Genomic DNA, 26,400 nt, shown 5'->3' with positions numbered 1-26,400 from the left:
CTCATCCGATCCTCCTCTTCAAAATTGTCAGTACCGGTCCACGCGAGTCGGTGGCCGACACCTTGTTTGCTGCTTCTATCAGCTGACCAAGCTCCGCGCCGGAGTAGTGACTGGTCACACTGCCGTTCTTATGGCCCAATAACGCCTTGCGGTCCTCTTCAGTAACTCCTGCTGCTTTCAGCCTCCTGCCGAAAGTGTGCTTGAGGTCATGAATGCGTATGGATGCGAACCCGGGGTGTGCCGGCCGTAAGTGTTGCTCCTGCCAGAGCTTCGCCGCGCGCACCCGAGCCTTCTTCCAGGCTGAGTCGTTCATGCGATGCATCGCCGTGCCGTTGTAGGGGAAAACCCACTCACGACTGATACCTCGCTGGCTATCGACTACCGACTTCGCCACGCTGTTCAGCACTACCAGGCGCTCGTCCCGGTTCTTGACCCCAGAGTTTTCATGTCGGCCGCCAAACTCGGCCGGTATCAGAAACACGCTGGTGCCAAGCTCCGGCACGAAGATTTCCCAGTCCCACCTCAGCTTGCAGACCTCTTGCTCGCGGCAACCTGTGTTCACCTTGAACAGGGCCATGCGCTGCAGGTGGTCCGGCAACTCCCCGAAGAGAATTGACTGCTCCTCCCATGTCATGGGGTAGGGCTTTCGGCTCGCCTTCTTCTCTTCCAGCTTGGTCAGCAACGGTACGCTGTCCAGCCAAGGCCTGCGCTCCTCGTCCCGCCACTTCCTGCAAGCCAGCGACAACACGCGAATCGCACGCTCGATCGCGATGTTGATCGTCCGGTTGCTCACTCCCTTCTTTATCGTCCCGTCCGGCAGAACGCTGTCCGCCTTTCGGTCCCGGATGAATGGTGCCAGTGCCTCATCATCGATATGCGTCAGAGGCAGGTGGCCGATGTAGTCATCCAACTGGCCAAGGTAGGTTGCGGTGACCTTGAATGACGGCTGGTCCTTGTGTTCTATCAGGTACCGGGCAGCCGCTGCACTGAAGGTCTTGATCTCGCGCACGCCATACACCTTGCGCAGCCGCATCTTCTCCAGGATGTGAATCAGGTACTGCTCGGCCTCTACCCGGTCAGTAGTGCCAGTGCTCTCTTGAATTCGCTCCCCCCTGTAGACTTTGTCGATTTTCCAGATGCCGTTTGGCATTTTCTGGAGCCCTGTGATTGCCTTTTTGGCCATGGAGTCTCCTTGGATTCCCCGGCCGTACTTCCGCTGCGGGGTCGATTGTTGTCCTGATTGCTGGCCTTTTCAACGGCCATGGCCTCGATGTAGGCGTCAGCCCAGGCATCCAGCTCGAGGCGGTCGAAGCCGATACCCTGTTTCCCGATAGGGAATTCACGGACATGCGGCCTGACGGTGTTCTTGAATTCGTCCTTGCACATGCCGAGGTAGCCCGGCGCGTCTTTCGCGCGCAGGAACCTAGGCTGCAAGGCTGTCGGTGCAGCTGCAGTGGCGTTTGCCATGTGTTTCTCCTGCGGCCAGATCAGGCCGTGAAGTGGTGCCCGACCTTAGCCGCCCGGGCGGCTTCCTCGGTGCGGAACATGATTTCTTTGGTGCCGGGGTGACCCTCAGCCTCGTACTCAACCGATACCCACCAGGCGCCGAACTTTCGGTACGGCTCGCCGAGGATCTTCGTGACGTAGCAGTCGATCAGGTTCATGGATGGTCTCCACGCCGCCGGTGGCGGCAGGTTGGTGGTCAGTCGCAGCTGCTCGAGCTGGAGCCGCTATCGCTGGAGCTGCTGCTGTCGCTCGACGAGTAGCTGCTGCCGCTGTCGTAGCTGCCGTAGTCACGACTGGCACACGAACTGCTCGAGCGAGCCGGATCGGGGCTGTCCGCCAGGTGGGTGGGGTACATGGGGCTGACCGGGCTCATGGGGTTGAGCGGGTCGAGCATCGGGTCTTGCCGGCCGGATGCCGAGCTGTGGCCGTGGGCATACCCGGTCGGGCCGAGCGCGGCGCGTTGTGCTGGCTTCTTCTTGCGCTTAAACAGGCGGGCCAAGAACTTGAACATGAGTCTCTCCATGCCCGCGCATGTCGGCGGGCCTGAGTAGTGGGGAAAGGTTAAAGCAGGTGGGCGCCGGCTTCGAGCAGGCCGTCGCGGTCTTTGCGAAGATCGTCCCGCTCTGTGGCCAAGCGCTGGATCTCGCGGTGCAGGTATTGGGCGATGGATTCGCCGCATCGCAGGTCGCCGGGAATGGCGCGGCCTTTGAGTGCGGCCTCCAGTTCGTGAAGAGTGAATTTCTCGATCACGGCATCAGCTCCTGTGGCACGTTAATGGTTTCGCCGCGGGCGTGGTGCACCACGGCGCGGGCTGCAGCTTCTGCCCGTGTGTCGCCCGGCTGACGGTCCAGCGGATGACCTGACACACAGGCCAGCCAGGGCCAGCTGTATCCTCGATCGATCCACATGCCGTGTTTGTGGACCAGATACTCACCGGTCGCGTCGTCGATAGCTTGACCACCAAGAGGTAGTTGCAGTTGGCCCGCCGCCGCCGGTATTGGGCCGTCTACCAACTCGACGGCCCAGAGCAGCGCTCTGCCGGCAAGGTCGCAGGTTTGCACCTTTATCAGGCCTGGCATGGGATCAGCTCCTTTGGCACTTGGACGGTATCGCCGAGCTTGGCTGCGACATATGCACGGCATAGTGCGATCAATGGGGTAGGCCCGAAGCCGCACCAATCCACATTGCCAGCGACTGAAGCTTCGGCTGGGAATACCTTATCGGCGTACCATCCCCTATCCGCATACGGGCTGAGCTTGATCTTGTGCTGCTCGATCAGCTGCCCGCCAAGCGCCCAGTCTTCCCGCGGGTTGTAGCGCTTGGTGTGCACGATGGCCTCGCCCTGGTACCGGGCGAACACCCGGCAGGGCACGCCGTTGTAGCCGGGCGGCTCCAGATACACATCTAGCCCTTCGGCCTTGCCGACTGCCCAGCCCAGCGCCTCGCCGGCCAGGTCTGCCGTCTTCACGACGATCAGGTAGGTCATGGTCGATCACCTCGAAATGCTCGGCAGCCGGCGGCAATTGCGTCTCCGAAAAGCAGCCATACCACCCAAGCCGCACCCAGCGGGTACCAGACCCAATCCGGCAAGAACTGAAGAAGCCAAATAATGGGCAGGCCGATGGCGAGCACGATCAGGCAGAAGACGATCATGAACAGGTGAAGCCCCAGATCACGCTTACCAGTTCGGCTCATTGCGGTTAGTGCGGCGCGTAGCCGCTCTTTCATTTGGCTCACAGACGATACCTCTCATCAATCCAGCGCCCAGGCGCCAGAGCGGGTGTAGGTTCGGGTTGGGTTTCGTGCGGGGAGAGCTGGCGCTCGTTGCCTGCCACTTGCGGCAGCCATACCTTCACGCAGCTGATGGCGTTGTTGCCCAGCGAGTTCATGACGTAGCAGACGACGCCGCGGGGCTTATCCTCGAAGGACGAGACGCCTGGCGGCAGTTCGGTTGCGCTGGCGCCGGTGGCCAGCAGCAGGAGGCAGAGGGCGAGGCGGGTCATCAATAGTCCTCCCAGTTCAGTCCCTTGATGAAGTCACCGCCGGCGCACAGCCTCTCATCTGTGATGGATTCCACATCCTTGAGGTCTTCAAGAGCGGTCTTCGCACGCTCCATGGCGAGCTGTGCGTGACCGAGTTGGCGCCGCTTCCTGACCTTGTAGGAATGAAGGGCCTTCGCCTTATCCGGGTACGCAAACCGGCGTCCGTACGACGCTTTCAGCACGCGCTTGATGTGCGGGCTCTTGCGGCCTTCGGCCACGCATATCCGGGCTAGGCCAACAAAGCGATAGGGAGCAATCCAATAGCAGTGTTCCGACTCGCGGAGCACGACAAAGCGCTGGCAGACGATGGTCACCCCATCAGGGCTGATCTCGTCGACGTATCGGAAATGGTCCGGCCAAGCCGGTTGCTTTTCTGCAGGCATGACTTCGTCCTTGGCCGCCATATCGCGGCAGTGAATAGAGGGGAGAGGGGTTACAGCTTGGAGTACAGATGTGCTCTTCACGAGCCGCGGCTTACTCGCCCTGGTTGGCCAGACCGTTCAGTCGCTGAAAGGAGGTGCCGGGGATGCCTTGGCCGCGCTCATCTGGTGGCGCATCCTCATCGCGCAGGTCGTAGCGTTTGAGCAGATCGATCAACTGGCGCTGGTCGTGGATGGCTTGGATGCACGGATGACCAGGTAGATTGGCTGGCTTCTCGAAGGAGATCCGGTCATAGCCATTGCCGCCGACATGCCAGGCAATCGGCGCGCTCGGCTCTGCGCTGGCGGATAGGGCGGCGGATATCCTCCGCTTGTCGGGCCAGGACAAGATCGTCTTGCCTTCAAGGTCGCGCAGCAGCGCATCCCGCTCAGCCAGTTGGGCGCGCAGCCTTCCAACCTCGGCGCCAATCTCATCGCGCTCGTCGTTGAGGTTACGAATGATCTGTGAAAGCTGGTCAATCTCGCCGGTATCGAACATCGGCCCAATCGGCGTGATGGTCTTGCCAGTCTCCGCCGCATCCCTCTCTGCCTCTTCTTTGGTCCACCAGAAGGCAGTACCAACCATCCAGGCTATAGGGTCGGGGTGGAGCTGCGGGGCTGGCTGTGGCCGATGAACCGTTACTGTTTCGCCAATCTCCAGCCATGAAGGCAATGTGCGAATCTCCGCCAGGCGCAGCTCAACCTGCGACTGTCCTGGCGTATAGCCGCACACTTTGGCGCTGACCATCTCTGTGTTGCTGGATCGGTTTTCTGTGGGCATGGGTAACTCCGGATCAAGCGGCTACTGCCTGGGATGTGGTGGTCCGCCATGGGTCGTTGGCGCGGGCGAGGGCGGCCATTGGCGGCGGGCTGACGCTGTTGCCGCACATATGCACCTGTTCGGTCTTCGTGAACGGCTTGCCGTCGGCGCCCTTGTCGATGATGTAGCTGGCCGGGAAGCCTTGGGCGCGGTACAGCTCGTGCGGCTGCAGCATGCGCAGGCAGATGTCGACGATGACGTAGGGCGTGCCCTTCACGAAGACGGTGACCAGACCCAGGCGGTCCTTGGTGGTCACTGTCGGTGCCGGCGAGTCGCAAGCGCTGATGTTCTCGGTTCCGTAGTAGCTGATCAGGAACGCGGCGACGCGCAGGGCGCCTTCCTCGTGCTCTGGTGACAGCTTGTATTCGACCAGGGCGTGATGCTCGGCGCCGGCGGTCATAGTCGGCACTGGTTCGTCGACGGCCCGCCCGGTGCAGTTGCGGCGCAGTGTGGCCAGGCTGGCCGTCACCAGGCGCTGTTGGCTGCCGGTGTTGGTCACAGTGGTCATCGGCTCGTCGGCGCCTTTTGCCGGCGTGGTGTTGAAGCCGCCATTGGCCTGCTCGATGAAGGCAGTGCACACGCCCATGGCATGGGCCGCACCTGCAGGCCGCTTGTAGTTGCCGCCGCTGGTGATGGTTGGCACCGGGTCAGTGACGGGTGAGCCTTCGCTGTTGAACCGGAACTTGACCAGGTGTGCCGCCGCCATCATCAGCTCGCCCCGGTTGGCTGCTGTCACAGTCGGCAAGGGGGCGGTCGGGTCGTTCACTCGGTCGGCGCCCTGGTGGGTTGCCGGAAGAACGACGGGGCTTGCCATGGCGAATGATCCGCCGCGGGGCCAGGATGTGACGGTACGCAGCGGCTCGTCGGCAGACTGGGCCAGCTCGCCCGACCAGTTCGCGATCGGCACTATGAAGGGCTGGGGGTTGTCCAGCACGAACTTCTTCATGCCCTTGGCCACTCGACGCAGGGTGGCGTCGGCCAGCGCTTTCTTGCGCCCGAAGATGCTCTTGCTCGGCACGCTCCAGTCGATGCAGTCCGCGGCGGTGCGCCACTTCTGCTGGCCCTTGGCTGGATTCTTGGCGTGGGTCGGCTCAGGCCACACGATGGGCTGTCCGTCACAGCGGGCGATCATGAACAGGCGCTCCCGGCTAGTTGGTGCACCAAAGTCGCAGGCCTTGATGATCCGCCATTCCACCTGGTAGCCCATGCCTTCCAGCAGGTGCACGAATCGGCGCCAGGTGATGCCGCGGCGCTTCGGGTCTGGCACGAGAAACTGCTGTTGGACCGGAACGCGCTCGCCGACAGCCGCTACGGTTCCGTCCAGCTTCATCACTCGCCCGGTGGCCTTGTCGCGCTTGGCGATCAGCGGGCCCCACTGCAAAATCTGCTTCACGTTCTCCAGGCTGATGACCCGAGGCTTCTTCTTGCCCGCCCACTTCAAGCCGATCCATGACAGGTTCCGGATCTCGCGCTTGCGCGGCTGGCCGCCGGCTGCCTGGCTGTGGTGGGTGCAGTCTGGGCTCATGTGGAACCAGCCCACGGCACGGCCCTGGCATTCCTCGTCCGGGTCGCCCTCGAAAACGTCTGTGGTGAAGTGGCGCGCCGCTGGGTGGTTGGCGGTGTGCATGCTGATGGCTGCAGGGCTGTGGTTCTTGGCGACCGTCACCGGGCGGCCCAGGCCCATCTCCAGGCCGGTACCGGCGCCGCCGCCACCGCAGAAGAAGTCGACCACGATCTCATCGTCCTGAGGGTCGAAGCCGAGGCCGTACTGGGTTTTGAAGTCGAGGTGGTTCTTTTTCTGAAACGCAGACATGGGCGGTCCTCGCCGGTTGGCGTGAGTCGTTATCGTTGAATAGGGGAAGGCGCTGGCGGGCAGCGCTGGTCAGGCCCGTTCTGCGAGCAGGATCAGGCCGGTATCGTCCGGGTCGTTGCCAAGCATGAGGTCTGGCGTGCGAAGTTCGCGGCTGATGCGGAACCGGTCTAGCTTTCGCGCCACGGAAGGGCTCAATTCAATCTTGTGGCGCGGAGGTTTTAGCAGCTTGACCGCTTCTTCTCGGGTCAGCTCGTGAAGACGATGAATCATCAGCGTCATCGCCTCGCCCTGTTCCTCGATCCCGGCCCACTCCATCAGTTCCAGCAGGGCCTGTTTAGTCCCTGGTCGAACCTTCAAGCGCAGGTCTTCTTCCTGTAGGCGCTCGGCCTTCTCGCGCCGGCGCCGGTCGCGCTCTTGCGGTGACATCGCCATACGGCAGCTCCATGATTCCGCTGGGCGGGATGTGTATGTGCAGCTGGCGGCGACGCTGCTGCGTGAGTTTCTGGATGCGTCTCATGGGTGGCACACCTCAATGGGCGTTTTTTTCGTCGTGCCAGACGGCATGACCACCAGCAGACGTTTGTTTCCTCGGTATACGCCCCAAGGCTGGCCAGTGGATTTGGCCATGGCCGCCGCGTACTTCACGGCTGGCACAGGCTGAGACATGGTGGCGATCATGCCTACTCCCGATTCCGCTGTAGCGGGAAATCAATGCCAAACTCATCAAGGATCCGCACAAGCCGACAGTTGCCGATACCCAGCTCAGACGTGGTCCGGCATCTGGACTTGCCAGCATCACGCATGGCAATGATCTTGTCGGCCAAGTCGCGATCCTCCTGGCTCGGTTCGGCATTTACCTTCGCCGGTTTGGACGGTTTCGGCGGGCTGAAGAACCTGAATCCTCCCCGCGCCGCCACTCCCCAGAGAGCGGTCTTGGTTTCGCCCAGGAATTTTGCGACCTCACCACAGGTCATGGTCTTGGCGAGCTCTTCGATCTGAGCTGTGCGGGCCTTGGCGCGGTTTTTGCGCTCGCCGCCGCGCTCCTGATTGATTGGCTTGGCCCGCTTTGGCTTTGGTTCGGGGTGCTTGCGCTGCCGAAAAGGCACGTATTCGAAGCCCTCCAGCACGACCAGCTGGCCGCCAGATGCGAAGAAGGCAGCCTTCGCTGCCTCCAGGTCGATTGATTGGTTCATGCTCACCTCATGCTGCGATTCCGAGCACGCGATTCATGCGCTCGTCGAGGATTTCGTAGAAGGTTTTCACGCGCTCCGACAGCTTGCGGATCATCGCCTCATCCCGGTAGGCGCGCTTCACGAACAGCGGCATGCCCGGCCAGTAGCAGATGAAGTCGATCCACTCGCGCTCGGACACCCACAAGCCGCCCTGGCACTGGGCGACATGCTCTTTTGGGATCTCGCCACCCAAGATCACGTCGACCTGCAGCTTTGGCAGCTTGGTCTTGATCTCGGTCAGGCCGTTGTCGCCGACCAGGGCGTCTGGTGAGTAGCCAATGCCATGATTCAGGATGATCCCCACCTGGTAGGTCTGGACGTCCTCGCGGTCGCAGTACAGGCCCCGGGCGGTGCCTTCCAGTTCGTGGCCGCGCTCGGTATGGCGATTGCCGGTGAAGGGATCAGCTGCCTCACCGGTGATGCGCTCACCGATCAGGGTGTTCATGTAGGTGAAGGCGCCGGCGCCGAAACCTGCCTCGCCCTTGCCGTTCACCAGCAGGCAATCCAGCTCGCTGCAGGTGATGATGCCCAGGCGCAGGTCCAGCCAGGCCTGAGTGCCTTGCTCGACGTCTGAGATGATCTGCATGGTTTACTCCTGCGGCCGGCTGGCCGATTTAGTGAGGCGGGCTAGCACAACGTCGAACTCGGATTTGTAAACGTTGGCAGAGCAGCCGTATTTGGCCGTGAAGTTGTCGACCAGCACCTGGGTACATTTCTTCAGCAGCGCGTCGAGCTGTGCAGCTTGTCGCGGGGTGATTACTTGCTCGACAGGCTCCTGCGAAGTAGCAGCCCCTTGGCCGTCATCGTCTTCCCCGGTTGTGGTGAAGTTCAGCAGCGCGCCCGCCGTGTATCGCTTCCCATAGCTGACCGAACTGGCAACTGCCTGGACGGCATTCTTGCTGCCGGTAGCATCGGCTGGCAGCAGGATTGATGTCGTTTCCCTATGTCCGTCGCGATGGCTAAGCACACCCTCAACTTCGATGCCTTTTTCGGTGCGTGGGATCCGGAAGGTGAGTGCAAAGCCATGCCTTGCCAGGATGGGCTTCAGCTCTTCGTTGATGTCCTCCCACAGGGCGTAGGTGGATTGGACATTTTTGTACTTGTCCTTGATGGCCCCGCGCTCACGGATAACAGGAAGCTCTTCTTGCATTGCCGCTAGAGCGGCATCGAACGCTTGCTGAGCCTGCTGCGCCTGGTGCTGGCGGTGCATGGCCATCAGTCGCTCCATCTTGTCGATGTCTGCGTTTGGCGACATTGCGACCTGCTGGATGATCTGCAGGATGGTCACCGACTCGGCGGTTACAGCTGGCGGCTGGGATTGGGTTTCTACCCTGGCGACTTGGCTCATGGCGACCTCAGTAGGAAATTGCGATGTTCGGGATCTTGCGCTGGGCGATCAGGGTGACCGCTTGCTTGGCGCACGCTTCAGGCATGCCCTCGGCCATGAAGGCTTCCAGGGCGGCGCGGTTGATGCTGGCTCGGTGCGCCTTATCGGCCTCGCGAGCTTCTTGCTGGCGGAGGATCTCGGCAGCCGCGGCGTCGGCCCGGCGGCGCTCGTCCTGGCGTGCCTGCTCAGCTGCTTCTTCAGCCCGGCGGGCGGCGGCTTGCCGCTCCTGCTCAATCCGCTGCTCGGCGGCAACGCGGTCAGCTTCAGCCCTGATCCGGGCGCTCTCGGCTTGCTCGGCCTGCAACTTGAGCTGGAGGCGCTGGTTCTCGGCTTCGCGCTCTTGCGCAGCGGCCTGGTCAAGCAGTTCCTGCTCACGACGGGCTGCCGCTTCGCGTTCTGCTTGCTGCTGCTGAGCCACGCGTTGGCGCTCGGCCTCGACGGCGGCCTCCTGGGCTGCCCGAATGCGATCCTGCTCGGCGCGCTCTTCTGCTTCGCGGCGCAGGCGGGCCAATTCGGCTTGCTCGGCGTCGTACTTCTCGCGCTTGGCCAGGCCGGCACGCAAGGCATTCAGGACTTTATCCTTCTCGCGAGCGGCTTCAGCTTCAAACTCTTCCCACTCAGGCCCGATCACCACCTCTTCGACAGAAGCGATGCGATCCTTGATGTCCGTCGCCTCCAGAGCATCCAGGCCATCGTCACGATTGCGCAGCCAGTCCAGGCGGTCGTTGTGGCGATCAATGCGGGCGTCCTCGGCGGCCTCCCATTCGGTGAGTGGCCGGCGCGTCTCGTCCCGCAGCGTGTCCATCTTGGTCACGAACTCGCGCAGCTCGGCTTCGACCACCTTCGGCATTTCCTTCAGCCGACGCAGGTAGTCGCGGCCCGGCTTCTCGACGGCGGTCTTCGACTTGCTGACCTTGGCGGCCAGGCTGGCGATGCGCTCGCGGCCCTTGCGGGTGGTCAGGTCGGGCACTTCGCCTTCGACCTCAGCCTTCACCAGGTCGATAAATTGCTTCAGGCCGCCGGCCACGTAGATGGCCGGGGCGTTCTCCTCGCTGATCTCTTCGATCGCGATCAGTTTCTGTTCTGCGGACATTAGAAAACCTCGCGCCTGGCCGGCGCCGTCAGTTGAAAGGGGAAATGCCAGGTCACCCGGATTGGAGGTGCCACCAGGCCCTGGCTGCGGTGGATGATTGCGCGCTCTCGCCGCTTACGCTCCCGAAGGGGTACGGTTATCCCGAAGGCCCGCCGTGTTCGGGTGCGTGTGATTCAGGAAGTGATGCAGCCGGCCCAGGCGCTCGCAAGCATCCAGGCGGTGCAAATGAATAGGGTGGTAAAGCTGCCGCGCCAGAAGGCCCAGCGGCGGGCTTGCTGGCGGGTCATGGCCGAGGCCTCACTGCCAGCTGGCCAGACTTGATGGCCGCAACAACCTCGGGAGGCAGCTTCTGCACGGGCCATTCACGAGGAACGCCAGCGCCGATGATGGCGAGGCTGCGCTCGATCTGCTCGAGCTGTTCGTCAATCAGGGACTTCACAGGTGCTGTGGTCATGCTGATTCCCTCAGTTGCTCAACGCGCTCAGTGGTGGTGACGAAGACCTTGTCGCGGATGCTGTTCAGCGTCGGAAGATCAAAGAGGCTGATCTTCTCGAAGCCTTCGAGCATGCCAAGGACAAAGGTCTGGTCCGGAACTGGGGTTGGCGACTTGGCCAGCTGGCGAAGTTGGGACATCACTTCGCCGATCGCCAGGGCGTGCATCTGCTCGGGGCTGTTCAAAATCCGCACTCCTGAATGTCGCGCTCGCGCTCCTGCTCGGCGGCGACGGCCTTGGCGGCAACCGGTCGCAGCAAGTCGGCGGCAATCTCCTTTAGCGCCTTGGGCCCGCCCACCAGGTAGGTGCAAAGCTCCATGATGAAGCCCTTGCTGCCTGTGCCCAGCCCGGCCATGACCAACTGCCCAAACGCGTCCTTCTGGTCCAGACCGTCGATCTGGCGGTTGTTCAGGTGGTCTTGCACTGCCCGGGCGAAGTCAGCCTGGGTGATCTCGCCGCGCTCGCCGCGATAACCCCAGCTGACCCGATAACCCAGGACCATCTGCGATGCGTGAGTTTCAATCCACTCCGCCTGGGCGGCGTCATCGTCGCTCACCGCCGGAGGCAACTGGTTGTCGTAGTGCCATTGTGCTGCTCGAAGTGCGCCCATGGCGTCCTCCAGGTTGGTTATGCGGCCGCATTGGCCAGGAGCCATGCGCGGGTGACCAAACCCACCGTGAAAGGTGGCCTGGCGCCTGCCTAATGCGGTCGTTTGTGAAGGGAAGGGGGTGCGGGGTGCTGCTATTGGTGCATGGGCAGGCCATGGGATGGCCCGAATCCGTACCGATTTTCGGCGGACTTCCTTGCGGCTGCCGCGTCGAAGATGTTGCTGAAGCTGCCAAGCCATTCGCGCTTGGAGTGCCTGATGATGAACGCGCCGTAGCTATTGCCGCAGCGGTGCAGGCGAACGCCGGTAACGCCCGATGAGTTACGAGCCTGCTTCCTGATGTTCATGTTGTTTTCGCGACGCGAAACAACGCGCAGGTTGCAGAGCCTATTGTCCAGGCCGTCACCGTTCAGGTGATCAACGTCCATTCCTTCGATGTTGGCGCCGTGCATCATTTTGATGACTCTATGGGCGAACATCTGCACGCCGCCAAGACGACATGTCAGGTAGGGGCGATTGGTTGGTCCGCGCATCGATCCGGCCGGGTTGCTGGCAAATCTGCCATTCCATGAATTACAGGCTGCCTGACTCACGAAGTGCTCAACTGGACGATTTCGCCAAGTGAGCGCCCCAGTGTCCGGGCAATAGGAAAGGCACGCGTTCAAGTATTCCTTGTCCACGGCATATCTCCAGATTGAATTCAGAACCGATTCACCCTGCGATGGGGAGCAGGGCATCGGGCCGTCTTTCCGGCTGTCAGGGAATCATTCGTGCAGCGTTGGATTGTCGAGCCCCTTACTTGCCCGCCAGTCATCGACAGATTCGTCGCCTTCCAGCGCGACCCTGGCAGCCATGGTCGCGGCCTGCACAGCCTCCTTGTAAACCTGCTTCCAAGGCTCATCCAGAAGCGCCTTGTTCAGCTCTCCTGCCTCCTCGTTGAAAGCCAGGCCCATCAGGCGGCGTCCAGGGAATAACTTCTGAGCCCGCATCACCTCGCACCGGACCGCGCGGATGAAACACTCTAGCTCGGCGTTCTCGCCATCCAAGTAGTTCTCATGGATGCCGAGGGTGAACAGTGCGGTCTTCAGTCGAGCTGGATTGAAGATCATGTTTCGCGAGTCAGCGTTCTTGTGCAGGTAATCCAGCGCTTCTGCAGGTGTCATCGTCTTGCCCTCCAGGGCGGTTGATTTCCCGGCAGCCACTCGTGGGAATGGCTGCGAGTGAAATCGTCATACTTCGAACAGCTCTTGCTGATCATCAGAGCGGCACCAATGCTGGAAGTAGTCGGCGTTAGCTAGATCTCGCGTCTCTCGAATCGGGGCACCGGGCACATCCCGTGCTACGTATCCGACCGGCCCTTCGAGTCGAAACCTGCCAATAGCTATCGAAGTTGCCTTGTCGTGGATACGTTGGCATTTCTGGCAAATATTCGGTTTTTCCGAATTTCTCATTTCGGCTTACTCCAGTAGATTCCCCCTGATGCGCCCCGCTTGAGGAGCACCGGGGAATCGTCTGTCACTTGTGTGCTTCGGGGTCTTTGACGTGCTTGTCGAACAGCTTCTTGTGGCGGCGAGCGAAGCGGGCCAAGTGGGCAATGGCGATGCCGGTGAACACGGCAATGGTTACTGGATAGAGCTTCACCATTACCAGCAATGCGAGAGGGGCAAGCGACAGCGCAAGGAATGGGTAGAAGAAGCCGCCTTCGCCATCAATGCGCCTGCCGTCGTCTCGCTGATATCCATACCGACAGCAGAACCCTTCGCCGGGGCCGAAGCCTCGATGCTTGTTCACCCACTGGATCAGCGGGTTCCGCCGAGGCGGCTTCGAATCATCCAGCCAAGCCCAAGTCCAAACCCAAGCCCAGCTAAGAAGGTAGAGAGCGAACCAAGCCAGACCAAGCAGCAGGCCAAGCCCGCAAGCCAGAGCAAAATAGTTTTCAAGCTGCATTCCTCATTCCTCGTTCGTTGACTTCCCTGATACCCCTCGCGAGAAGGGCATCGAGGAAATCTGTTTCTCTCTCAGGTGCCGGTCGCTTATCCGGCAAATGCGCTCCCTGCTTCGCTTGAGGTTTGCGCACCGCTTGAGTCCAACGGGTTTTGCCCAGAGGACACCTGATCGCACCAGAGCCCTGTTGGGGTGGTGGCCTGCTATGCCTGCAGGCTCGGCGGTCTTGGTTGTTAAAGAGCGGTGAGGCTTGAGGGCCTCCCGAGGGGCTGTGTAGCGCCTCGGCATGGGCTTAGTAAACGCGATGTTTATAAACACGTCAACACCTTTTGTTTATTTTTGTTTATTGATCGGGAGATAGATCAAATCGCAGGCACAAAAAAGCCCGCGCTAGGCGGGCTTCTAGGGAATATCAGCAGGTCTACTTGGTCAGCATTTCTTTGGTCTGCTTTCCGTCTGCAATGGTCACGATCTTGGCGACCACGCCACCCTGAGGGAGAAGGCCATATTGCGTAGGGGCTTGCCAGGTTACGGTGGAGCTGAGGAAGTAGTTTCCAGGAGGCAGGTCGGTGAAGGTGAAATTGCCGTTGCCATCAGCCTGGGTGTGGACCTGGCCCTGCCTGGCGCGAGGGTCCGGGCTCTCCAGTGTCCTGCCGGCGATATAGCTCTCTGCGTACCACTGCTTGGAGTAGGAGGTCACCGGCAATAGGTAGACGTCGCTGCCTGCTCCAAATTTAACGTCTCCGCCAACTGTGCGCATGAACACCTGCCCAGTGAGTGCCCCGGTGCCAGTTTTCGGAAGCGCATCGTATTCGGCCGCAGGGAAGGGAATTCGCGGGACAGGCGCCTGTCTGGCAGGCTGAGGAATAGCGCAGGCCGACAAGGTACAGGCAAGAGCAATAGACGCAAAAATCTTGTTCATTCGGGAATCAGCTCCAGGAGGCGATATGCCGAATCATAGCACCATGGCGCAAGGCCATGAGCCACTATTGCTGAGTTACCAGAGCACAGAAGACCAGAAGACCTTGCCCTTGATGACGATGTTCTGATCGATCATCTGCTGGGCGGTGTACTCCTCATCGGGATGCTCATCGCGATTGAAGCTGCGCATCCTTATTCCACCACCAGGTAGGCGATACAGCATCTTCACGCGCAGCTGGCCGTCGTGGTCGAGCGCATACATCTTTCCGTCCACCACGGACGTGCTGCCCTGATCCACGCCCACGGTGCTCTTGTCCGGAAGCACTGGCTCCATGCTATTCCCGCTGACAGTCACGCACACCGCGTCGTCTGGCTGTACGCCCTGCTTACGAAGAGTCAGCTTGCCGAAGCGCAGCTTCTGCTTGTGCGACTGCTCCACGACGGTTCTGCCGCTGCCGGCCGACAGCTCCACTTCCTTGAGGAACGGCACATACACCTCGTCATCATCCAGTGGGGTGTCGTCATCCCAGACATCGAACGGGCCAAGCATCTCCGCGTCCGCTGGTGGCGGGGTAGGTGCAAGGCTCATGCCTGACGGATGAGACTGACCAGTTGTAAGCCAATGCTGATCAACCAGCAGCACTCGCGCAGCCTCGAAGATTGCCCGGGCGGGCATGCCGCGCTTGAACCAGTTGTTCAAAACCTGAGGCGAGACCCCAAGAGACTCCGCAACACCTTTCGGTGTGAGCCCCTGCTCTCGCATGAATTGTCGCAGGCGATCGCCTGAATGTTGATTCGTCATAAACGAGAAGTTTACCGGGCTTGCGTTGTTTATTAAATAAACGTATTGTTGAATCGTGTTTATTCGCCCAAGGCGGAATGTTTATGAATCCCACACCTCTGGAACGCGCAATCCACGCTGCTGGATCAGGGAAGGCCCTGGCCGAGATGCTGGGCGTTACGCCGATGGCTGTTTCCTATTGGAAGACCAGAGGTGTACCGGCTCGCCAGGCTCTCCCGATCGAGAAGGCCACCGGCGTTTCTCGGCATGAACTGCGCCCCGACCTCTATCCAGCCGAAGCTGCTTAACCAATCTCATAGCCGCAAGGAGCCACAACAGCATGTACCAAGACCCCAGCCAGAAGCGCGCCATACCGGTGAAGGTTCGTTTCGAACCTGTGCTTGACCGGATTCTCCGGAGGGCTGCGAGCAAGACCCGAATGCAGCACGCCACCTATCTGTACGAAATCATCGAATGGGCCGTAGCCAACGGCGTTATCGAAGAGCTGATGCAGGACAAGCAGCAAGAAGATATCGCGGGCTGAAGGCCCTTTGGAGGCCTAAATGACCGTGCAGCTTGATCAGCTGCCGCCAGATGTGCGGCAGCGAATAGAGGGGCTGATGAGGGCCAATGACTGGGACTTCAACACTGCAATGAATCAGGTGTTCGAAGCAGCTGTTGCCAGTGGCGCTCTTTCAGTGGTTGGCCGCCGTAAGGCCAAAGTCCTGCAGTTGGTGGCCCCAATGAGGGCCTCACCGAGGGACTCTTCAGGGTAGGGCAGAGGCCCTCTCTGAATTACAGGCACAAAAAAGCCGGGATTGCGGCCCGGCTCTCTGCTTCACATAAAACTCTTGAGGTGAATTATGCATCTGCAGGAATCCAGTATACAAGCCCCCTCGAATCTCGCGCCACAAAATGCGAACCACGATTTCGTGGCGCGGACAGTAAATCTGTTTAATTTCGAGGGCTTCGACGTCCGTGTCGTGCTCATTGATGGTGAGCCGTGGTTCTCTGCCAGGGACGTAGCCGAAGGCCTCGGCTACTCCAATCCACAGAAAGCAGTGCGCGACCACTGCAAATGCCTGCGCCCGGTGGGGGTGAACGATTCGTTCACCCTTGGGCCATCGGCAAACATCATCCCTGAGCGTGACGTCTACCGCCTGGTAATGCGCTCCAAGATGCCTCAAGCCGAACGCTTCGAGGAATGGGTAGTGGGCGAAGTTCTGCCCAGCATTCGCAAAACCGGTGGATATAGCGCGCCGGCCCAGCCCGCCGACCTCAGCAAGCTGGAAATCCTTCAGATGGCCTTGGAGTCGGAGAAGGCCCGCGTGTTGCTCACCGTCCAGGTCGAGGCCCAGGCCAAGAAAATCGACCACTTGGAGAACCTGTTCAAGGAAGGCATGAGCCACGTTCAGTTCTGCAAGGGCCTCAATGGGGTCAACATCATGCAGGTGGGCCATTTCCTTGAGCGTCGCAACTGGCTCTACAACGAGAGCAAGTCCGGTACCCGGTACCGCGTCGCCGCCTACGCCCGCGACAAGTACATGACCGAGCACCAGCACGAAGTCACCCCGCACGGGAAAGACGCCTTTATCAGCTACACACCGATCCTGCTGCGCAAGGGCGCGACTCGCCTGTACGAATTGTACCTAGCGGGCGACTTGCCCATGAAGAAGAACTGGGATGGCCTGCACACCCACGACAAGGCCGTGCGGGGTGCAGCATGAGCATCGACATCAAAGAGCTGAAGAGGCTCGCCCGGAAAGTCGCAGAGTGCGAGGACCGGCCTGAGATTGCTGACGAGCACGCCGAAGCTGCCGATGCGCTCTGGCTGCACATGCACTGCCACACCATCCTGGGGCTGATCGAGGAGATCGAGCGCCGCGATGAGAACCCCAATTTCCGGGCAGTCCAATCGGCGCGACAGGAGGCGGAAAAGCTCAAGGCCGAGAACGAGTGGCTGCAGAAGGCACGCATTCCCGCTGGATTCTACCGAGAGCTTCTGGCTCTGCGCGAACTCCGCGACAAGGCCAAGGCCTACGTCGAAGGTTATCTGCAGGACGAAATCGAGGATATCGACGCCTGCGTTTCTGAGGGTCAGCACATAGCTGCTTTGGAGCTTTGCGGCCGGCTTAAGGATGCGTTCGAGTCGTACTGGGATGCGGCCATGACCCAGGAGCGCGGCCAATGAGCATGGAGCTGATGGTCAAGGCCATGAAGACCAAGGTCGGCAATCCGCTGCGCAAGCTCGTGCTCATCAAGCTGGCCGACAACGCCAATGACATGGGCGAGTGCTGGCCGTCGTATCAGCATGTCGCTGACCAGTGCGAGATAGCACGCTCGACAGTGAAGTCGCATATCCGTGAGCTGGAGAAGGCCGGCCTCGTGCGCCGAGAGTACCGCCGTAAGGGTGAGTTGAACCAGTCCAACCTGTTCCACCTGAACCTAGATGGTGGGTTTTCTCCTGCCCCAGGTGGTGGGGCGGCAGATGACCTACCCCGGTCGGCAGAAAACCCAGGTGGGGCGGTGGATGACCTACCTAGGGCAGAAGATGACCTAGGGGGTGGGGCGGCAGATGACCCCAGAACCAGTCACTCTTTTGAAGCAGTAATAGAACCAGTCACTGAACCGGTTGCGACGCAGGCTGAAGCCGTGGTCGCGGAGGGCGTGGTGGTGCCTTTCGTTGCCCAGCAACCGCGCTGCGAAATCCCTGCCGATATGCCTGGCCCGAAAGACCCTGCATGCAAGACCTTCAAGGCCTGGGCGAACTACGCCATGGCCTACCGCAAGCGCTACCACGCGTGGCCGGTGTGGAACGCCAAGGCCGGCGGCCAGGTTGGCCAGCTGATCAGCCGGCTTGGCATCGATGCTGCCCACCATGTGGCTGCGTACTTCCTGACGATCAACGACGCTCGCCTGATCAACGGCTGCCACAACCTGGGCGACCTGCTGGCCAAGGCCGAGGCCTACCACACCCAGTGGGTCACCAACCGCCAAATGAACGCTACGACTGCCCGCCAGCAAGAGCAGACCCAGGCGAACATCAACGCGGCGCAGGAGGCGGCCGACGCGATCCTCAACGGCAAGGGAGGGCAGCGCAATGCTTTCCTCTGAGCAACAAGCCGAACTGGCCGGTGCAATCTGCGCGACTGCCGAGGCAATGGGACAGACCATCAGCTCTGGAGGCGCTCAGCTCATCGCTGAGGACCTTTCGGCTTATGAGCCTGGCGTGATCATTGGCGCGCTGCGCGCGTGCCGTAGAGAGCCTGCTGGGCGCCTTTCGCTCGGAATGGTCCTCAAGCACATCCACGCGGCTGACACCCGCCCCGGAAAGGATGAGGCGTGGTCGATCGCCCTGGCAGCCAGTGACGAGCATGAAACGGTCGTGCTCACCACTGAAATCCGCCAGGCCATGATCGCTTCGGAGCCCATCCTCGTGGCCGGCGACAAGGTCGGCGCCCGGATGGCGTTCATGAGCGCCTACGAGCGCCTGGTCAGCTTCGCCCGGGCCGAGGATCAGCCAGCCAAGTGGGAGGTGTCGCTGGGTTACGACCAGGGCCGCCGCGTGACCGCGATCGAGTCGGCCGTCCGCGCCCAGCTCATCACTCACGAGACCGGGGCCAAGTACCTGGCCGACTTGCGTATCGCACCAATCACCCAGGATGGCCAGGCCATTGCCGGCCTGCTCACCGGCGAGGTGCGCCCGCAGGCCAGCGCCAAGACCAGGGAAAAGCTCGCCGAGGTGCGCTGCATCCTCAAGGCGGCCAAGGCCAAGAAAGACCGCGAGCGCGCCAAGGAAGACCAGCGCCGTCGAATCGAAACCTACCTGCGCAAGCGGCAGACACGCGCCGCAGTCGCTCAGTTGAACATCAAGCGCGCCGGGCAGCCGGCCGGGGAGGGGGTGTGAGCCTATTCCAGTGTGAGGAGTGCGGTTGCCGCGACAACACCGCTACCAGCGGCTACTGGTTCCGCAACGACAAGGGAAACCCATGTCAAGGCCGCAAGCTATGCGCGGCCTGCGACCCAAGCATCGGCAAGTGGCATGGCGTGTTCAAGCGTGAATACCTGCCCAAGGGCGAGTTCTTCACCAACCGCCAAGGGAATCTTGAGCACAAGACCACCGGCAAGCTTTGCCACGAGTACCTGGCCCAGGAGAAGCACTGATGGACACCAACAAGATGCGTGACCTGAAAGCGCTGGCCGAGGCTGCCACTCAAAGCCACGGGGCTCGGCGGGTAGAAGTTGACCACAACGGCGTGCACGTGATCGGTGACGGTAGCTGGAAAATCCTGAGTGCGTGGCACACCCCTGATGGAAAGGGCGCCCAGAACGCTGAGTTCGCTGCTGCCGCCAGCCCGGCTACGGTTCTTGCCCTGCTCGCGGAGATCGAGCGGCTGGCGACCAGTCGCAGCAAAAAGGAGCGAGAGCTTGAACAAGAGCTTGAAACCTGGCGCCACGGACCATTCTGCTGGACCTGCGGCGACACCGGCGACGTGCACGACATCACCGGGGAATGGCGAGGCGAATGCGATTGCCTCTCTGCTCAGCTCATCAACGCCAATCGAGAGCGCGACCAGCTCAAGGCCGAGAACGAGGCGCTTCGCAGCCTGGTCCTTTCCGCGCTCGAGGAGGGTAATGGGCGCCTCAGTAGCGGCGGCAATGCGCCCGGCCACTGCCACGAGGTGCCAGGTGTATGGGATCGCGGGAACGGGGATCGGTCGGGCACGCCATGTGGCTGGTGCCGAATCAGGAACGCCGCCCAGGCCATGGCCAAGGAGGCACCCAATGGTTGAGAAAATCTCCGTCAACTCTCAGGCCAAGCTTTCCGAGGCCGTGACCATGCTCACCCGCTTGTTCCGCGACAAGAAGTTTGTCGTGGTCAGCATGCGCCCGGGCAAGGACCGCACCCTGGACCAGAACGCTTTGTGGTTCGCCATGTACGACCGGATTGCCAAGAGCACCGAGATGGGCGACATCGACGATGTGCGCCGGTACTGCAAGCTGCACTTCGGCGTGCCGATCATGCGCGCCGGCTGCGACGAGTTCCGCACCGGCTGGGCCGAGTCGTTCATCCACCTTCCGTATGAGGTGAAGCTTCGCCTGATGGGGCCGTGCGCCATGTTCGGGCCGGATGGATTCCCGGTCACCCGGCTGTTCGACCGTGCCCAGGGCTGTCAGTACACCGACCGCATCCTGGCCGAGTTCACGGCTAGGGGTGTGTTCTTCGGTGATTTGGTGGGCGAGGTGGCGGCATGAGCCACAACTTCAAACCGGGCGACTTGGCGCTTATCGTCAATTCAGCGGCACCTGAAAACATTGGCAAGACCGTCCGGCTCGTCGAGTTCATTGCCGCCCATGGCACTCCTTTCATTCGCGAGGGGGTGAGATTCAGTCCTCGGGAGATGGCTACCTGGATCGTAGAGACTCCCGACGGTTCCAAGACCCTCGTTGGTGGCTACATCCAGCGGACCATCATGGTCAGCTCTGGTCCGTGTCGGCAGAAATGGCTCATGCCTCTAGGTGGCGACTTCGAGCCTCAGCAGCAGAAAGCCAAGGAGGCCGAGCCATGCGTGTAGCCGAGATCAAGCCGAAGAAGTGCAAGGCACCAGGTTGCGGCAAGCCCTTCAAGCCGACCATGACCACGCAGAAGGTATGCAGCATCGCCTGCGCCAAGGCCATGGCCAAAGACCCGAAGCTGCAGAAGGTCGCGGCCAGGGCCATCACGAAGCAGGCCCGCCAGGACCTGCAGGAGCGCCGGGAGAAGCTGAAGACCCGACGCGAGCACATGGCCGAGGCCCAGACCGCGTTCAATGCCTACATCCGCGAGCGCGACGCCGGCCTGCCGTGCATCAGCTGCGACTCGCTGCCAAGCGACCACGACCTCATCACCGGCAGCCGCTGGGACGCCGGCCATTACCGGTCGGTGGGCGCCTGCCCGGAGCTGCGCTTCGAACCGCTCAACGTCCACCGGCAGTGCGTGAAGTGCAACCGGAACCTGTCGGGGAACGCGGTCGAGTACCGCATACGGCTGGTGAAGCGCATCGGCGCCGACCGGGTCGACTGGCTCGAAGGGCCTCATAAGCCCCAGCGCCTGACCATCGAGGACTTGCAGGCCATCAAGGCTCTGTACAGGCAAAAACTCAAAGACCTGAGGAGGGCGGCAGCATGACCTTGGATTGGAATGGCGCAGTGCACCTCCTGGTGCTGGCGTTGATCGTGGCAAGCAACTTGTGCGTTTGGCACGCCATGCGCGTATCGGATCGGATGAAGAAGGAGAAGGGCGAATGAGCTATCAAAATGTGATTTCAGCGGTGGTTCGCGCCCTGGCAGCCGAGACAATCAATGGCGCCGGCGGGTGCAATGTCGAACCGCGCGTACAGTCCAGCAAGCTCAAGGGAGAAATATCGGGGAAGGATGCCGCCCTGCTGGCTGACTCCATCGTGCACAAGCTGCTGCACGCCCAACTCAGCCCGCGACACTGGAATGCCCTAGTGGCGAGGTACAGCACGCACAAGGGGCGCAAGATCGACTCCATTGGCCGACTGGTTGCCATCGTGCCAACCCCGGCACCGAAGCGCTTCACCCAGCAGGCCGTGCTGGTCTGGGCAGTTCCGCAGCAAACGAAGGGCATTCAGCGCAAGGTGCCCCAGTTCAAGGCGCCTGACCCTCGCGAAAACGAACGGGAAGGGCAGTGGGATTGGCGCAACAAGGCTGCTGCTGCCGCTGCTGAGCGCGCCAACAAGCACGCCCGTGCCGTGGCCGAGGTGAAGCCGGGGGAGATGATCGTCCTGGCCGAGTCGAACTACGACATGACCAACTGGGATTCCCAAGGCCTGACCGAGCGCACCTACCAGCGTTGGAACCGGGCAATCAAGGGCGCTCTGGAGTCGCTGGTGAACGAGGCGCTGACCGAGGCCCAGCACATGCTTGAAGCGATTGGCGTGCTGTTCGACGAGGCGGCGTGAAAAGGCCCTCAAAAGGGCTTGCAATATCATGTCGCCATGTCGTAAATTTGCACCATCCTGTCATTCCTGCGCGTGTTGAGGAGTGACGAATGGCTTCGGGGGGCGAACGGTTCGATTCCGGCAGCTCTCACAGCTACCCAGGTGGCGTTGCTGTTTGTTATGGCGGTCTTCATGGCCGTGCTTTCCACAACACCAGAAATGCTGACCGCGACAGTTATTTCGCTCGCGGATGAGGGTAGTAAGATGACCGAGATCCCAAGCTTCACCATGCTGTTTTTCAAGCCTGTTGCAAACGTGGTATCCGCCATCTGGTGTAGCTGCATCGCTGCTGGTGCAGTTCCCCGCTCCATCTGAGGCCAACGGCCTCCGCAAACCCGGTCACTGAGCCGGGTTTTTTATTGCCCGAAGAGGGCCTCAAGAGTCCCGGCCAAGCGCCGGGATTTTTGTTCCAGCAAGAAACGCAACTGCAGCCAGGGCAGGCCCTAACGGGACAGCCTGGACACTGCTAGCCGGTAGTGTGGTGTACGGAAAAACACCGGCAGCCCGCGCACCCTGACCTCACATGCTTTCAGGGTGGCGCGTGACCGGATCGGCGAGACTGGTGCAGTAGGGTGCTGGCGCCAGGATGGTCTTCGGAGGACAGGTGGGGAGAGACCCACACAACGCGGGTAGCGCAGGACGCTCAGTCACATGCTGACAATCAGGGTTCGATTCCCTGGGCCCGCCCCAATTCGATTCGTTAAGTGCTGCTCCGCACCTTGCCCGGTCCCTCAATAGGGCCTCCCCTCCGGGCCTTTTCTTCTAGGAACCACTCATGGCCGAACCAGCAAGCACGACTGCCGGCGTCCTGCTGGTGAAGTACGGCGTGATCATTGGCGGCTTCGCAGGAGCGATCCTCTCGCTGACTTTCCTGCGCGGGCTCACCCGGGGCCAAGCGGTCGCTGCCTTTTTCACCGGCTTCGCATCGGCAGTCTTCTGCACCCCGCTCGCCATCAGCTACTTCAGCCTTGGCACAAGCGGAGAAACCCAATACGGCGTGGCCTTTCTGATAGGCCTTCTGGCAATGAACATCATCCCGGCGCTGAAGTCGCTCGTGGGATCGTTCGGAGCCAAAGGAGCTACCTGATGAGCTCGACCCTGATTTCAGTCCTGATCGGCGCCAATGCCTTCCTGAGCGTGCTGGTGGTGATCGCTGCGTGCGACTACCTGCGCCGCATCCGCCCAATGGATCACCCGCTACTGGCCGTCGCGTTCTACCTGGTGGCCATCGGCGCCTTCGGCTCGTTCGTCCTGGCCATGAACGGTCATGTGCCCACCGTGTACGGCGTGATCCTCAAGCTCGGGATCGTCCTGTACGCGGTCGCTCGACGTGGCCATGTGTTTCAGCCGGGGTAGGGCGCCACAAATTCGGGATGCGCCGTTTCGTAGCGTTTCACTCTGAGCGCAGCAGGGGGAATAGCTCGTCCGGATTGCGTGAGTCGGCGTTCATCTTGTCGCACGCAGCTGCGGCGTCAGATCTGTTTGTGAAGCCAAATTTCAGCCTGGCCTTTTCCTGGTTGTCATAGATATCAAATCCGCCCGAAGTTGTGGCGGAGTAGAACCGGTTACCGATTTGGAAGGACTCGCCTTCTATTGGCACAGCCGGAACGATAACGAATCTTGGTTGCATATTCTGTGCCTCCCCAGGCAGATAACTAAGTATTAGTCCCACAGAGGGAAACCATCAACATGACTCATCGAGACGATTCGATGACGGGTCGTGTCACTCGGATCCGCCACGAGCTACCGGTCAGTAACGAGATCAAGGCTGCTGTATCCGGCCTAGATGCTGCGCTGGCGGCTGCAATTGACGTCGCAAAGACTGCCGGGCTTCCGCAAGGATTGATCGTCGGCCTGCTGCATGGCCATGCCCACGCCGAGACGCACAAGATGGTGTGCAAGTGAGTGGAGAAACGGCCAGGCCCATGCCGCCACCTGCATTGCTTGAGCTGACCGATCTATCGATGCTCGGTACCAGGCTTAAGCCAGCGCCTGAGGTCGGCGAGTGGGTACAGGCTGCGATCCTCAGTGACACAGGCGATCTGCACAATCCCGACCATGCCCACTTGATCGACGCACCGCTGCGCTTTCTGTGGGCGTCCGCCTGCTTCGAGAGGCAAGGTCGAACCGTGGTAGGTCAGGCCGAACAGCTGATGTTCCGCGCTGGCGGATGGCAGAAGGCTCGGCAAGAGCAGCAAATGATCGACTGGTTCGGCGAGGTGCCGGGCTTCGTTATCACCCTGGCTGCCGATTACTGCTCCCAGTGCTCCGACACCGAGTTCTGCGCTCTGGTCGAGCACGAGCTTTACCACATAGCCCAGAAGCTCGATCAGTACGGCGCGCCCAAGTTCACCCAGGACGGACTGCCCAGCCTGACGCTGCGTGGACACGATGTGGAAGAGTTCGTTGGCGTGGTGCGCCGCTACGGTGCCGGGCATGACGTACAGCAGCTGATCGACGCTGCGAGCAGGCCGCCAGAGGTGGCCAAGATCAACATTTCGAGGGCCTGCGGAACCTGCCTACTCAAGTCGGCCTGATTTTGACGGGTCCTGACGGATGACAACCCTATGGCAGCACTACGAAGCGAGGTCAAAGCCTTCATTGTTCAGGCTCTGGCCTGCTTCGACACACCGTCGCAGGTTGCTGAGGCCGTCAAGAAGGAATTCGGGATTGAAGTGAGTCGCCAGCAGTGCGAGTCGCATGACCCCACCAAGTATGCAGGAAGAGGTCTGGCCCAAAAGTGGGCTGACCTTTTCCACGAATGCCGAAAGCGCTTTCGTGAAGAGACGGCAGACATTCCAATCGCTAACCGAGCGTTTCGGCTGCGCGGGCTTGGGCGATTGGCCGAGAAGGCCGAGAACATGCGAAACCTGGCGCTGACCGCTCAGCTGTATGAGCAGGCGGCCAAGGAATGCGGCGACATGTACGTCAACCGCAAGATCGAACCCGACAAGCCCCTGGGCTCCCAGGCGGACCAGCAGCACGCCGTTGCTGAGTACAAGCTGGAGCCAGACGAGAATGTCCCCGCTACCCCGTACCTATGAGGCTCCGGTAAAGCTGACGCCGAAGCAGGCGAACATCTACGTGTGGGGCTTCCAGCGTAATGCCCGCTTCCGCGATGCGGTGTGTGGCCGGCGATTCGGCAAGACCTTCCTCGGCAAGGCTGAGATGCGCCGCGCGGCCCGGCTGGCTGCCGAGTGGGGTGTCAGCGTTGAGGATGAGATCTGGTACGCAGCCCCGACGCAGAAGCAGGCCCGCCGAGTGTTCTGGCGCCGACTGAAGCAGGCCATCCCGCGAGAGTGGCGAGAGTGCAAGCCGAACGAGTCGGACATGCTGATCACGCTCAAGAGCGGCCATCTGATCCGCTGCGTGGGCCTGGAGAACTACGACGACCTGCGCGGCTCAGGCCTGTTCTTCGTGCTGGTGGACGAATGGGCAGACTGTAAATGGGCTGCCTGGGAGGAAGTTCTGCGGCCGATGCTGTCGACGTGCGAGTACGTCATACCGGGCGTCGGCAAGTGTAAGGGTGGTCACGCGCTACGCATCGGCACCCCCAAGGGCTTTAACCACTGTTTCGACACCTACCGCGACGGTCAGGCTGACGGTGAGCCAGACCACAAGAGCTGGCTCTACACCTCACTGCAGGGCGGTAATGTTCCGGCTGAGGAGCTAGACGCGGCGCGCCGCAAGATGGACCCGCGCACATTCCGGCAGGAGTACGAGGCCAGCTTCGAGAACTACGCCGGGGTCGTCTACTACACCTTCAGCCGAAGCGAGAGCCGCACCAGCGAGCGAATCAAGCCTGGCGAGGCCCTGCACATCGGCATGGACTTCAACGTCATGAAGATGGCCGCGGTGGTCTATGTCGTCCGCGATGGCCTGCCTTTGGCCCTTGATGAGTTCCACTCGGTTCGTGACACGCCGGAGATGATCGAGAAGATCAAGGCGCGTTTCCCAGGGCACGGCATAGCGGTCTATCCCGACGCAAGTGGCCAGAACACCAGTAGCAAGAACGCCAGCGAGTCGGACCTGTCCCTGCTGCGCAAAGCTGGATTCACGGTGATCGTGGACACGCAGAACCCGAGCGTCAAAGACCGGGTTAACTCGGTCAACGCCATGCTGCTGAACAGCTACGGCGAACGCCGGCTTAAGGTCAACATGGACCAGTGCCCACAGCTGACGCTGTGCCTGGAGCGCCAGACCTACGACAAGCATGGCGAACCCGACAAGGACCCGAAGAAGGGTCATGACCACATGAACGACGCCGCTGGCTACTTCATCGCCAAGCGATACCCGATCAACGTGGCGACGACCACAAGCCAATCCCTGAGAATGTGA

Annotated in this window: 45 protein-coding genes; 20 read left to right on the top strand and 25 right to left on the bottom strand. The window is 61.2% G+C overall.

Annotation, left to right across the window (positions count from 1 at the left end; all coding sequences use genetic code 11):
• Position 1: 1 nt before the first annotated feature.
• The 24 genes from C4Q26_RS02085 to C4Q26_RS01980 all read right to left on the bottom strand — a co-directional run bounded on the left by C4Q26_RS02085 (position 2) and on the right by C4Q26_RS01980 (position 15,079).
• Positions 2-1,183: a tyrosine-type recombinase/integrase gene (locus tag C4Q26_RS02085; protein WP_027907816.1), complete on the bottom strand. Its 1,182-nt coding sequence runs from the start codon at positions 1,181-1,183 to the stop codon at positions 2-4.
• Positions 1,184-1,487: 304 nt separating this feature from the next.
• The gene (locus C4Q26_RS28045) at positions 1,488-1,664 is read right to left on the bottom strand and encodes a hypothetical protein (protein WP_177429817.1); all 177 of its coding nucleotides are present in this window, start codon (positions 1,662-1,664) and stop codon (positions 1,488-1,490) included.
• A 38-nt stretch (positions 1,665-1,702) separates the two neighbouring features.
• Positions 1,703-2,017, bottom strand: coding sequence for a hypothetical protein (locus C4Q26_RS02080; RefSeq protein ID WP_104882671.1), 315 nt, complete (start codon positions 2,015-2,017; stop codon positions 1,703-1,705).
• 50 nt (positions 2,018-2,067) lie between these two features.
• Positions 2,068-2,256 carry a hypothetical protein gene (locus tag C4Q26_RS02075; protein WP_104882670.1) on the bottom strand — a complete coding sequence of 63 codons (189 nt, stop codon included), beginning with the start codon at positions 2,254-2,256 and terminating at the stop codon, positions 2,068-2,070.
• A complete protein-coding gene (locus tag C4Q26_RS02070; protein WP_099816080.1) occupies positions 2,253-2,585 on the bottom strand; it encodes a hypothetical protein in 333 nt (110 codons plus the stop codon). Before C4Q26_RS02070 ends, C4Q26_RS02075 begins: the two co-directional genes overlap by 4 nt.
• A complete protein-coding gene (locus C4Q26_RS02065) occupies positions 2,573-2,992 on the bottom strand; it encodes a DUF2591 domain-containing protein (RefSeq protein WP_104882669.1) in 420 nt (139 codons plus the stop codon). The genes C4Q26_RS02070 and C4Q26_RS02065 overlap by 13 nt, the downstream gene beginning before the upstream one ends.
• Complete coding sequence (locus C4Q26_RS02060) at positions 2,989-3,243, bottom strand: hypothetical protein (RefSeq protein ID WP_158664877.1); 255 nt, start codon at positions 3,241-3,243, stop codon at positions 2,989-2,991. The genes C4Q26_RS02065 and C4Q26_RS02060 overlap by 4 nt, the downstream gene beginning before the upstream one ends.
• Entirely contained in the window at positions 3,240-3,509 is a 270-nt protein-coding gene (locus C4Q26_RS02055) for a hypothetical protein (protein WP_104882667.1), read from the bottom strand. Before C4Q26_RS02055 ends, C4Q26_RS02060 begins: the two co-directional genes overlap by 4 nt.
• Positions 3,509-3,931, bottom strand: a complete 423-nt coding sequence (locus C4Q26_RS02050; RefSeq protein ID WP_104882666.1) for a hypothetical protein — start codon at positions 3,929-3,931, stop codon at positions 3,509-3,511. The genes C4Q26_RS02055 and C4Q26_RS02050 overlap by 1 nt, the downstream gene beginning before the upstream one ends.
• Before the next feature lie 91 nt (positions 3,932-4,022).
• Positions 4,023-4,748, bottom strand: a complete 726-nt coding sequence (locus tag C4Q26_RS02045; protein WP_104882665.1) for a hypothetical protein — start codon at positions 4,746-4,748, stop codon at positions 4,023-4,025.
• A gap of 13 nt (positions 4,749-4,761) precedes the next feature.
• On the bottom strand, positions 4,762-6,600 hold the full coding sequence (locus C4Q26_RS02040) for a DNA cytosine methyltransferase (RefSeq protein ID WP_104882664.1): 1,839 nt from the start codon (positions 6,598-6,600) through the stop codon (positions 4,762-4,764).
• A gap of 69 nt (positions 6,601-6,669) precedes the next feature.
• Positions 6,670-7,032, bottom strand: coding sequence for a hypothetical protein (locus C4Q26_RS02035; protein ID WP_104882663.1), 363 nt, complete (start codon positions 7,030-7,032; stop codon positions 6,670-6,672).
• Positions 7,033-7,280: 248 nt separating this feature from the next.
• Positions 7,281-7,793, bottom strand: coding sequence for a hypothetical protein (locus C4Q26_RS02030; protein WP_104882662.1), 513 nt, complete (start codon positions 7,791-7,793; stop codon positions 7,281-7,283).
• Positions 7,794-7,800: 7 nt separating this feature from the next.
• Positions 7,801-8,418 carry a lambda exonuclease family protein gene (locus C4Q26_RS02025; protein ID WP_104882661.1) on the bottom strand — a complete coding sequence of 206 codons (618 nt, stop codon included), beginning with the start codon at positions 8,416-8,418 and terminating at the stop codon, positions 7,801-7,803.
• A 3-nt stretch (positions 8,419-8,421) separates the two neighbouring features.
• Positions 8,422-9,180: an ERF family protein gene (locus tag C4Q26_RS02020; protein ID WP_104882660.1), complete on the bottom strand. Its 759-nt coding sequence runs from the start codon at positions 9,178-9,180 to the stop codon at positions 8,422-8,424.
• Between the two features lie 7 nt (positions 9,181-9,187).
• Positions 9,188-10,312 (bottom strand): hypothetical protein, encoded by a 1,125-nt coding sequence (locus C4Q26_RS02015; protein ID WP_104882659.1) that lies wholly within the window; start codon positions 10,310-10,312, stop codon positions 9,188-9,190.
• A gap of 283 nt (positions 10,313-10,595) precedes the next feature.
• On the bottom strand, positions 10,596-10,766 hold the full coding sequence (locus C4Q26_RS28040) for a hypothetical protein (protein WP_177429816.1): 171 nt from the start codon (positions 10,764-10,766) through the stop codon (positions 10,596-10,598).
• Entirely contained in the window at positions 10,763-10,990 is a 228-nt protein-coding gene (locus C4Q26_RS02010; RefSeq protein WP_104882658.1) for a hypothetical protein, read from the bottom strand. The genes C4Q26_RS28040 and C4Q26_RS02010 overlap by 4 nt, the downstream gene beginning before the upstream one ends.
• Positions 10,987-11,415: a hypothetical protein gene (locus C4Q26_RS02005; RefSeq protein ID WP_104882657.1), complete on the bottom strand. Its 429-nt coding sequence runs from the start codon at positions 11,413-11,415 to the stop codon at positions 10,987-10,989. The genes C4Q26_RS02010 and C4Q26_RS02005 overlap by 4 nt, the downstream gene beginning before the upstream one ends.
• Before the next feature lie 131 nt (positions 11,416-11,546).
• Complete coding sequence (locus C4Q26_RS02000; protein WP_158664876.1) at positions 11,547-12,092, bottom strand: HNH endonuclease signature motif containing protein; 546 nt, start codon at positions 12,090-12,092, stop codon at positions 11,547-11,549.
• An 84-nt stretch (positions 12,093-12,176) separates the two neighbouring features.
• Positions 12,177-12,575, bottom strand: coding sequence for a hypothetical protein (locus C4Q26_RS01995; RefSeq protein WP_104882655.1), 399 nt, complete (start codon positions 12,573-12,575; stop codon positions 12,177-12,179).
• A 352-nt stretch (positions 12,576-12,927) separates the two neighbouring features.
• Entirely contained in the window at positions 12,928-13,359 is a 432-nt protein-coding gene (locus tag C4Q26_RS01990) for a hypothetical protein (RefSeq protein ID WP_104882654.1), read from the bottom strand.
• Positions 13,360-13,777: 418 nt separating this feature from the next.
• On the bottom strand, positions 13,778-14,278 hold the full coding sequence (locus C4Q26_RS01985) for a hypothetical protein (RefSeq protein WP_104882653.1): 501 nt from the start codon (positions 14,276-14,278) through the stop codon (positions 13,778-13,780).
• Between the two features lie 75 nt (positions 14,279-14,353).
• Positions 14,354-15,079, bottom strand: a complete 726-nt coding sequence (locus C4Q26_RS01980; protein WP_256583362.1) for a helix-turn-helix transcriptional regulator — start codon at positions 15,077-15,079, stop codon at positions 14,354-14,356.
• A gap of 83 nt (positions 15,080-15,162) precedes the next feature.
• Here C4Q26_RS01980 and C4Q26_RS01975 point away from each other — a divergent pair, with 83 nt between their 5' ends.
• The 16 genes from C4Q26_RS01975 (at position 15,163) to C4Q26_RS01900 (ending at position 23,418) form a co-directional block, all read left to right on the top strand.
• Complete coding sequence (locus C4Q26_RS01975; protein WP_104882651.1) at positions 15,163-15,366, top strand: Cro/CI family transcriptional regulator; 204 nt, start codon at positions 15,163-15,165, stop codon at positions 15,364-15,366.
• A gap of 32 nt (positions 15,367-15,398) precedes the next feature.
• On the top strand, positions 15,399-15,602 hold the full coding sequence (locus C4Q26_RS01970; RefSeq protein ID WP_104882650.1) for a hypothetical protein: 204 nt from the start codon (positions 15,399-15,401) through the stop codon (positions 15,600-15,602).
• Between the two features lie 319 nt (positions 15,603-15,921).
• Positions 15,922-16,785: a BRO family protein gene (locus tag C4Q26_RS01960; RefSeq protein WP_104882648.1), complete on the top strand. Its 864-nt coding sequence runs from the start codon at positions 15,922-15,924 to the stop codon at positions 16,783-16,785.
• A complete protein-coding gene (locus tag C4Q26_RS01955; RefSeq protein ID WP_104882647.1) occupies positions 16,782-17,249 on the top strand; it encodes a hypothetical protein in 468 nt (155 codons plus the stop codon). Before C4Q26_RS01960 ends, C4Q26_RS01955 begins: the two co-directional genes overlap by 4 nt.
• Positions 17,246-18,172, top strand: coding sequence for a helix-turn-helix domain-containing protein (locus C4Q26_RS01950; protein WP_104882646.1), 927 nt, complete (start codon positions 17,246-17,248; stop codon positions 18,170-18,172). Before C4Q26_RS01955 ends, C4Q26_RS01950 begins: the two co-directional genes overlap by 4 nt.
• The gene (locus C4Q26_RS01945) at positions 18,159-18,965 is read left to right on the top strand and encodes a hypothetical protein (protein ID WP_104882645.1); all 807 of its coding nucleotides are present in this window, start codon (positions 18,159-18,161) and stop codon (positions 18,963-18,965) included. The genes C4Q26_RS01950 and C4Q26_RS01945 overlap by 14 nt, the downstream gene beginning before the upstream one ends.
• Entirely contained in the window at positions 18,962-19,222 is a 261-nt protein-coding gene (locus C4Q26_RS01940) for a hypothetical protein (protein WP_104882644.1), read from the top strand. Before C4Q26_RS01945 ends, C4Q26_RS01940 begins: the two co-directional genes overlap by 4 nt.
• Positions 19,222-19,851: a hypothetical protein gene (locus tag C4Q26_RS28035; RefSeq protein WP_177429815.1), complete on the top strand. Its 630-nt coding sequence runs from the start codon at positions 19,222-19,224 to the stop codon at positions 19,849-19,851. The genes C4Q26_RS01940 and C4Q26_RS28035 overlap by 1 nt, the downstream gene beginning before the upstream one ends.
• A complete protein-coding gene (locus tag C4Q26_RS01930; RefSeq protein WP_104882643.1) occupies positions 19,844-20,314 on the top strand; it encodes a hypothetical protein in 471 nt (156 codons plus the stop codon). The genes C4Q26_RS28035 and C4Q26_RS01930 overlap by 8 nt, the downstream gene beginning before the upstream one ends.
• The gene (locus C4Q26_RS01925; RefSeq protein WP_104882642.1) at positions 20,311-20,634 is read left to right on the top strand and encodes a hypothetical protein; all 324 of its coding nucleotides are present in this window, start codon (positions 20,311-20,313) and stop codon (positions 20,632-20,634) included. Before C4Q26_RS01930 ends, C4Q26_RS01925 begins: the two co-directional genes overlap by 4 nt.
• A complete protein-coding gene (locus C4Q26_RS01920; protein WP_104882641.1) occupies positions 20,625-21,227 on the top strand; it encodes a recombination protein NinG in 603 nt (200 codons plus the stop codon). Before C4Q26_RS01925 ends, C4Q26_RS01920 begins: the two co-directional genes overlap by 10 nt.
• Positions 21,224-21,346 (top strand): hypothetical protein, encoded by a 123-nt coding sequence (locus C4Q26_RS28245; RefSeq protein WP_256583361.1) that lies wholly within the window; start codon positions 21,224-21,226, stop codon positions 21,344-21,346. Before C4Q26_RS01920 ends, C4Q26_RS28245 begins: the two co-directional genes overlap by 4 nt.
• Positions 21,343-22,023, top strand: coding sequence for a hypothetical protein (locus C4Q26_RS01915; protein ID WP_104882640.1), 681 nt, complete (start codon positions 21,343-21,345; stop codon positions 22,021-22,023). The genes C4Q26_RS28245 and C4Q26_RS01915 overlap by 4 nt, the downstream gene beginning before the upstream one ends.
• Positions 22,024-22,194: 171 nt before the next feature.
• A complete protein-coding gene (locus C4Q26_RS27815; protein WP_158664875.1) occupies positions 22,195-22,377 on the top strand; it encodes a hypothetical protein in 183 nt (60 codons plus the stop codon).
• A gap of 460 nt (positions 22,378-22,837) precedes the next feature.
• A complete protein-coding gene (locus C4Q26_RS01905; protein ID WP_027907674.1) occupies positions 22,838-23,149 on the top strand; it encodes a hypothetical protein in 312 nt (103 codons plus the stop codon).
• On the top strand, positions 23,149-23,418 hold the full coding sequence (locus C4Q26_RS01900; RefSeq protein WP_104881553.1) for a hypothetical protein: 270 nt from the start codon (positions 23,149-23,151) through the stop codon (positions 23,416-23,418). Before C4Q26_RS01905 ends, C4Q26_RS01900 begins: the two co-directional genes overlap by 1 nt.
• Positions 23,419-23,455: 37 nt before the next feature.
• On the opposite strand, the gene C4Q26_RS28240 is transcribed toward C4Q26_RS01900, so the two are convergent.
• Positions 23,456-23,692, bottom strand: coding sequence for a hypothetical protein (locus C4Q26_RS28240; RefSeq protein ID WP_104881554.1), 237 nt, complete (start codon positions 23,690-23,692; stop codon positions 23,456-23,458).
• Positions 23,693-23,751: 59 nt separating this feature from the next.
• Between C4Q26_RS28240 and C4Q26_RS01890 the strand changes: the two genes are divergently transcribed.
• From C4Q26_RS01890 to C4Q26_RS01875, 4 genes are read left to right on the top strand one after another with little or no spacing between them, the layout of a single operon-like run.
• A complete protein-coding gene (locus tag C4Q26_RS01890; RefSeq protein WP_027907677.1) occupies positions 23,752-23,967 on the top strand; it encodes a hypothetical protein in 216 nt (71 codons plus the stop codon).
• A 20-nt stretch (positions 23,968-23,987) separates the two neighbouring features.
• Entirely contained in the window at positions 23,988-24,599 is a 612-nt protein-coding gene (locus C4Q26_RS01885; RefSeq protein ID WP_104882638.1) for a putative metallopeptidase, read from the top strand.
• Positions 24,600-24,629: 30 nt separating this feature from the next.
• The gene (locus C4Q26_RS01880; RefSeq protein ID WP_023379917.1) at positions 24,630-25,106 is read left to right on the top strand and encodes a DUF2280 domain-containing protein; all 477 of its coding nucleotides are present in this window, start codon (positions 24,630-24,632) and stop codon (positions 25,104-25,106) included.
• Positions 25,081-26,400, top strand: a complete 1,320-nt coding sequence (locus C4Q26_RS01875) for a terminase (protein WP_104882637.1) — start codon at positions 25,081-25,083, stop codon at positions 26,398-26,400. Before C4Q26_RS01880 ends, C4Q26_RS01875 begins: the two co-directional genes overlap by 26 nt.

Source organism: Pseudomonas sp. SWI44, from assembly GCF_002947915.1.
Classification (GTDB): domain Bacteria; phylum Pseudomonadota; class Gammaproteobacteria; order Pseudomonadales; family Pseudomonadaceae; genus Aquipseudomonas; species Aquipseudomonas taiwanensis.
The sequence above is the reverse complement of the archived record's forward strand: the minus strand, read 5'-3'. Positions and strand labels throughout refer to the sequence as shown.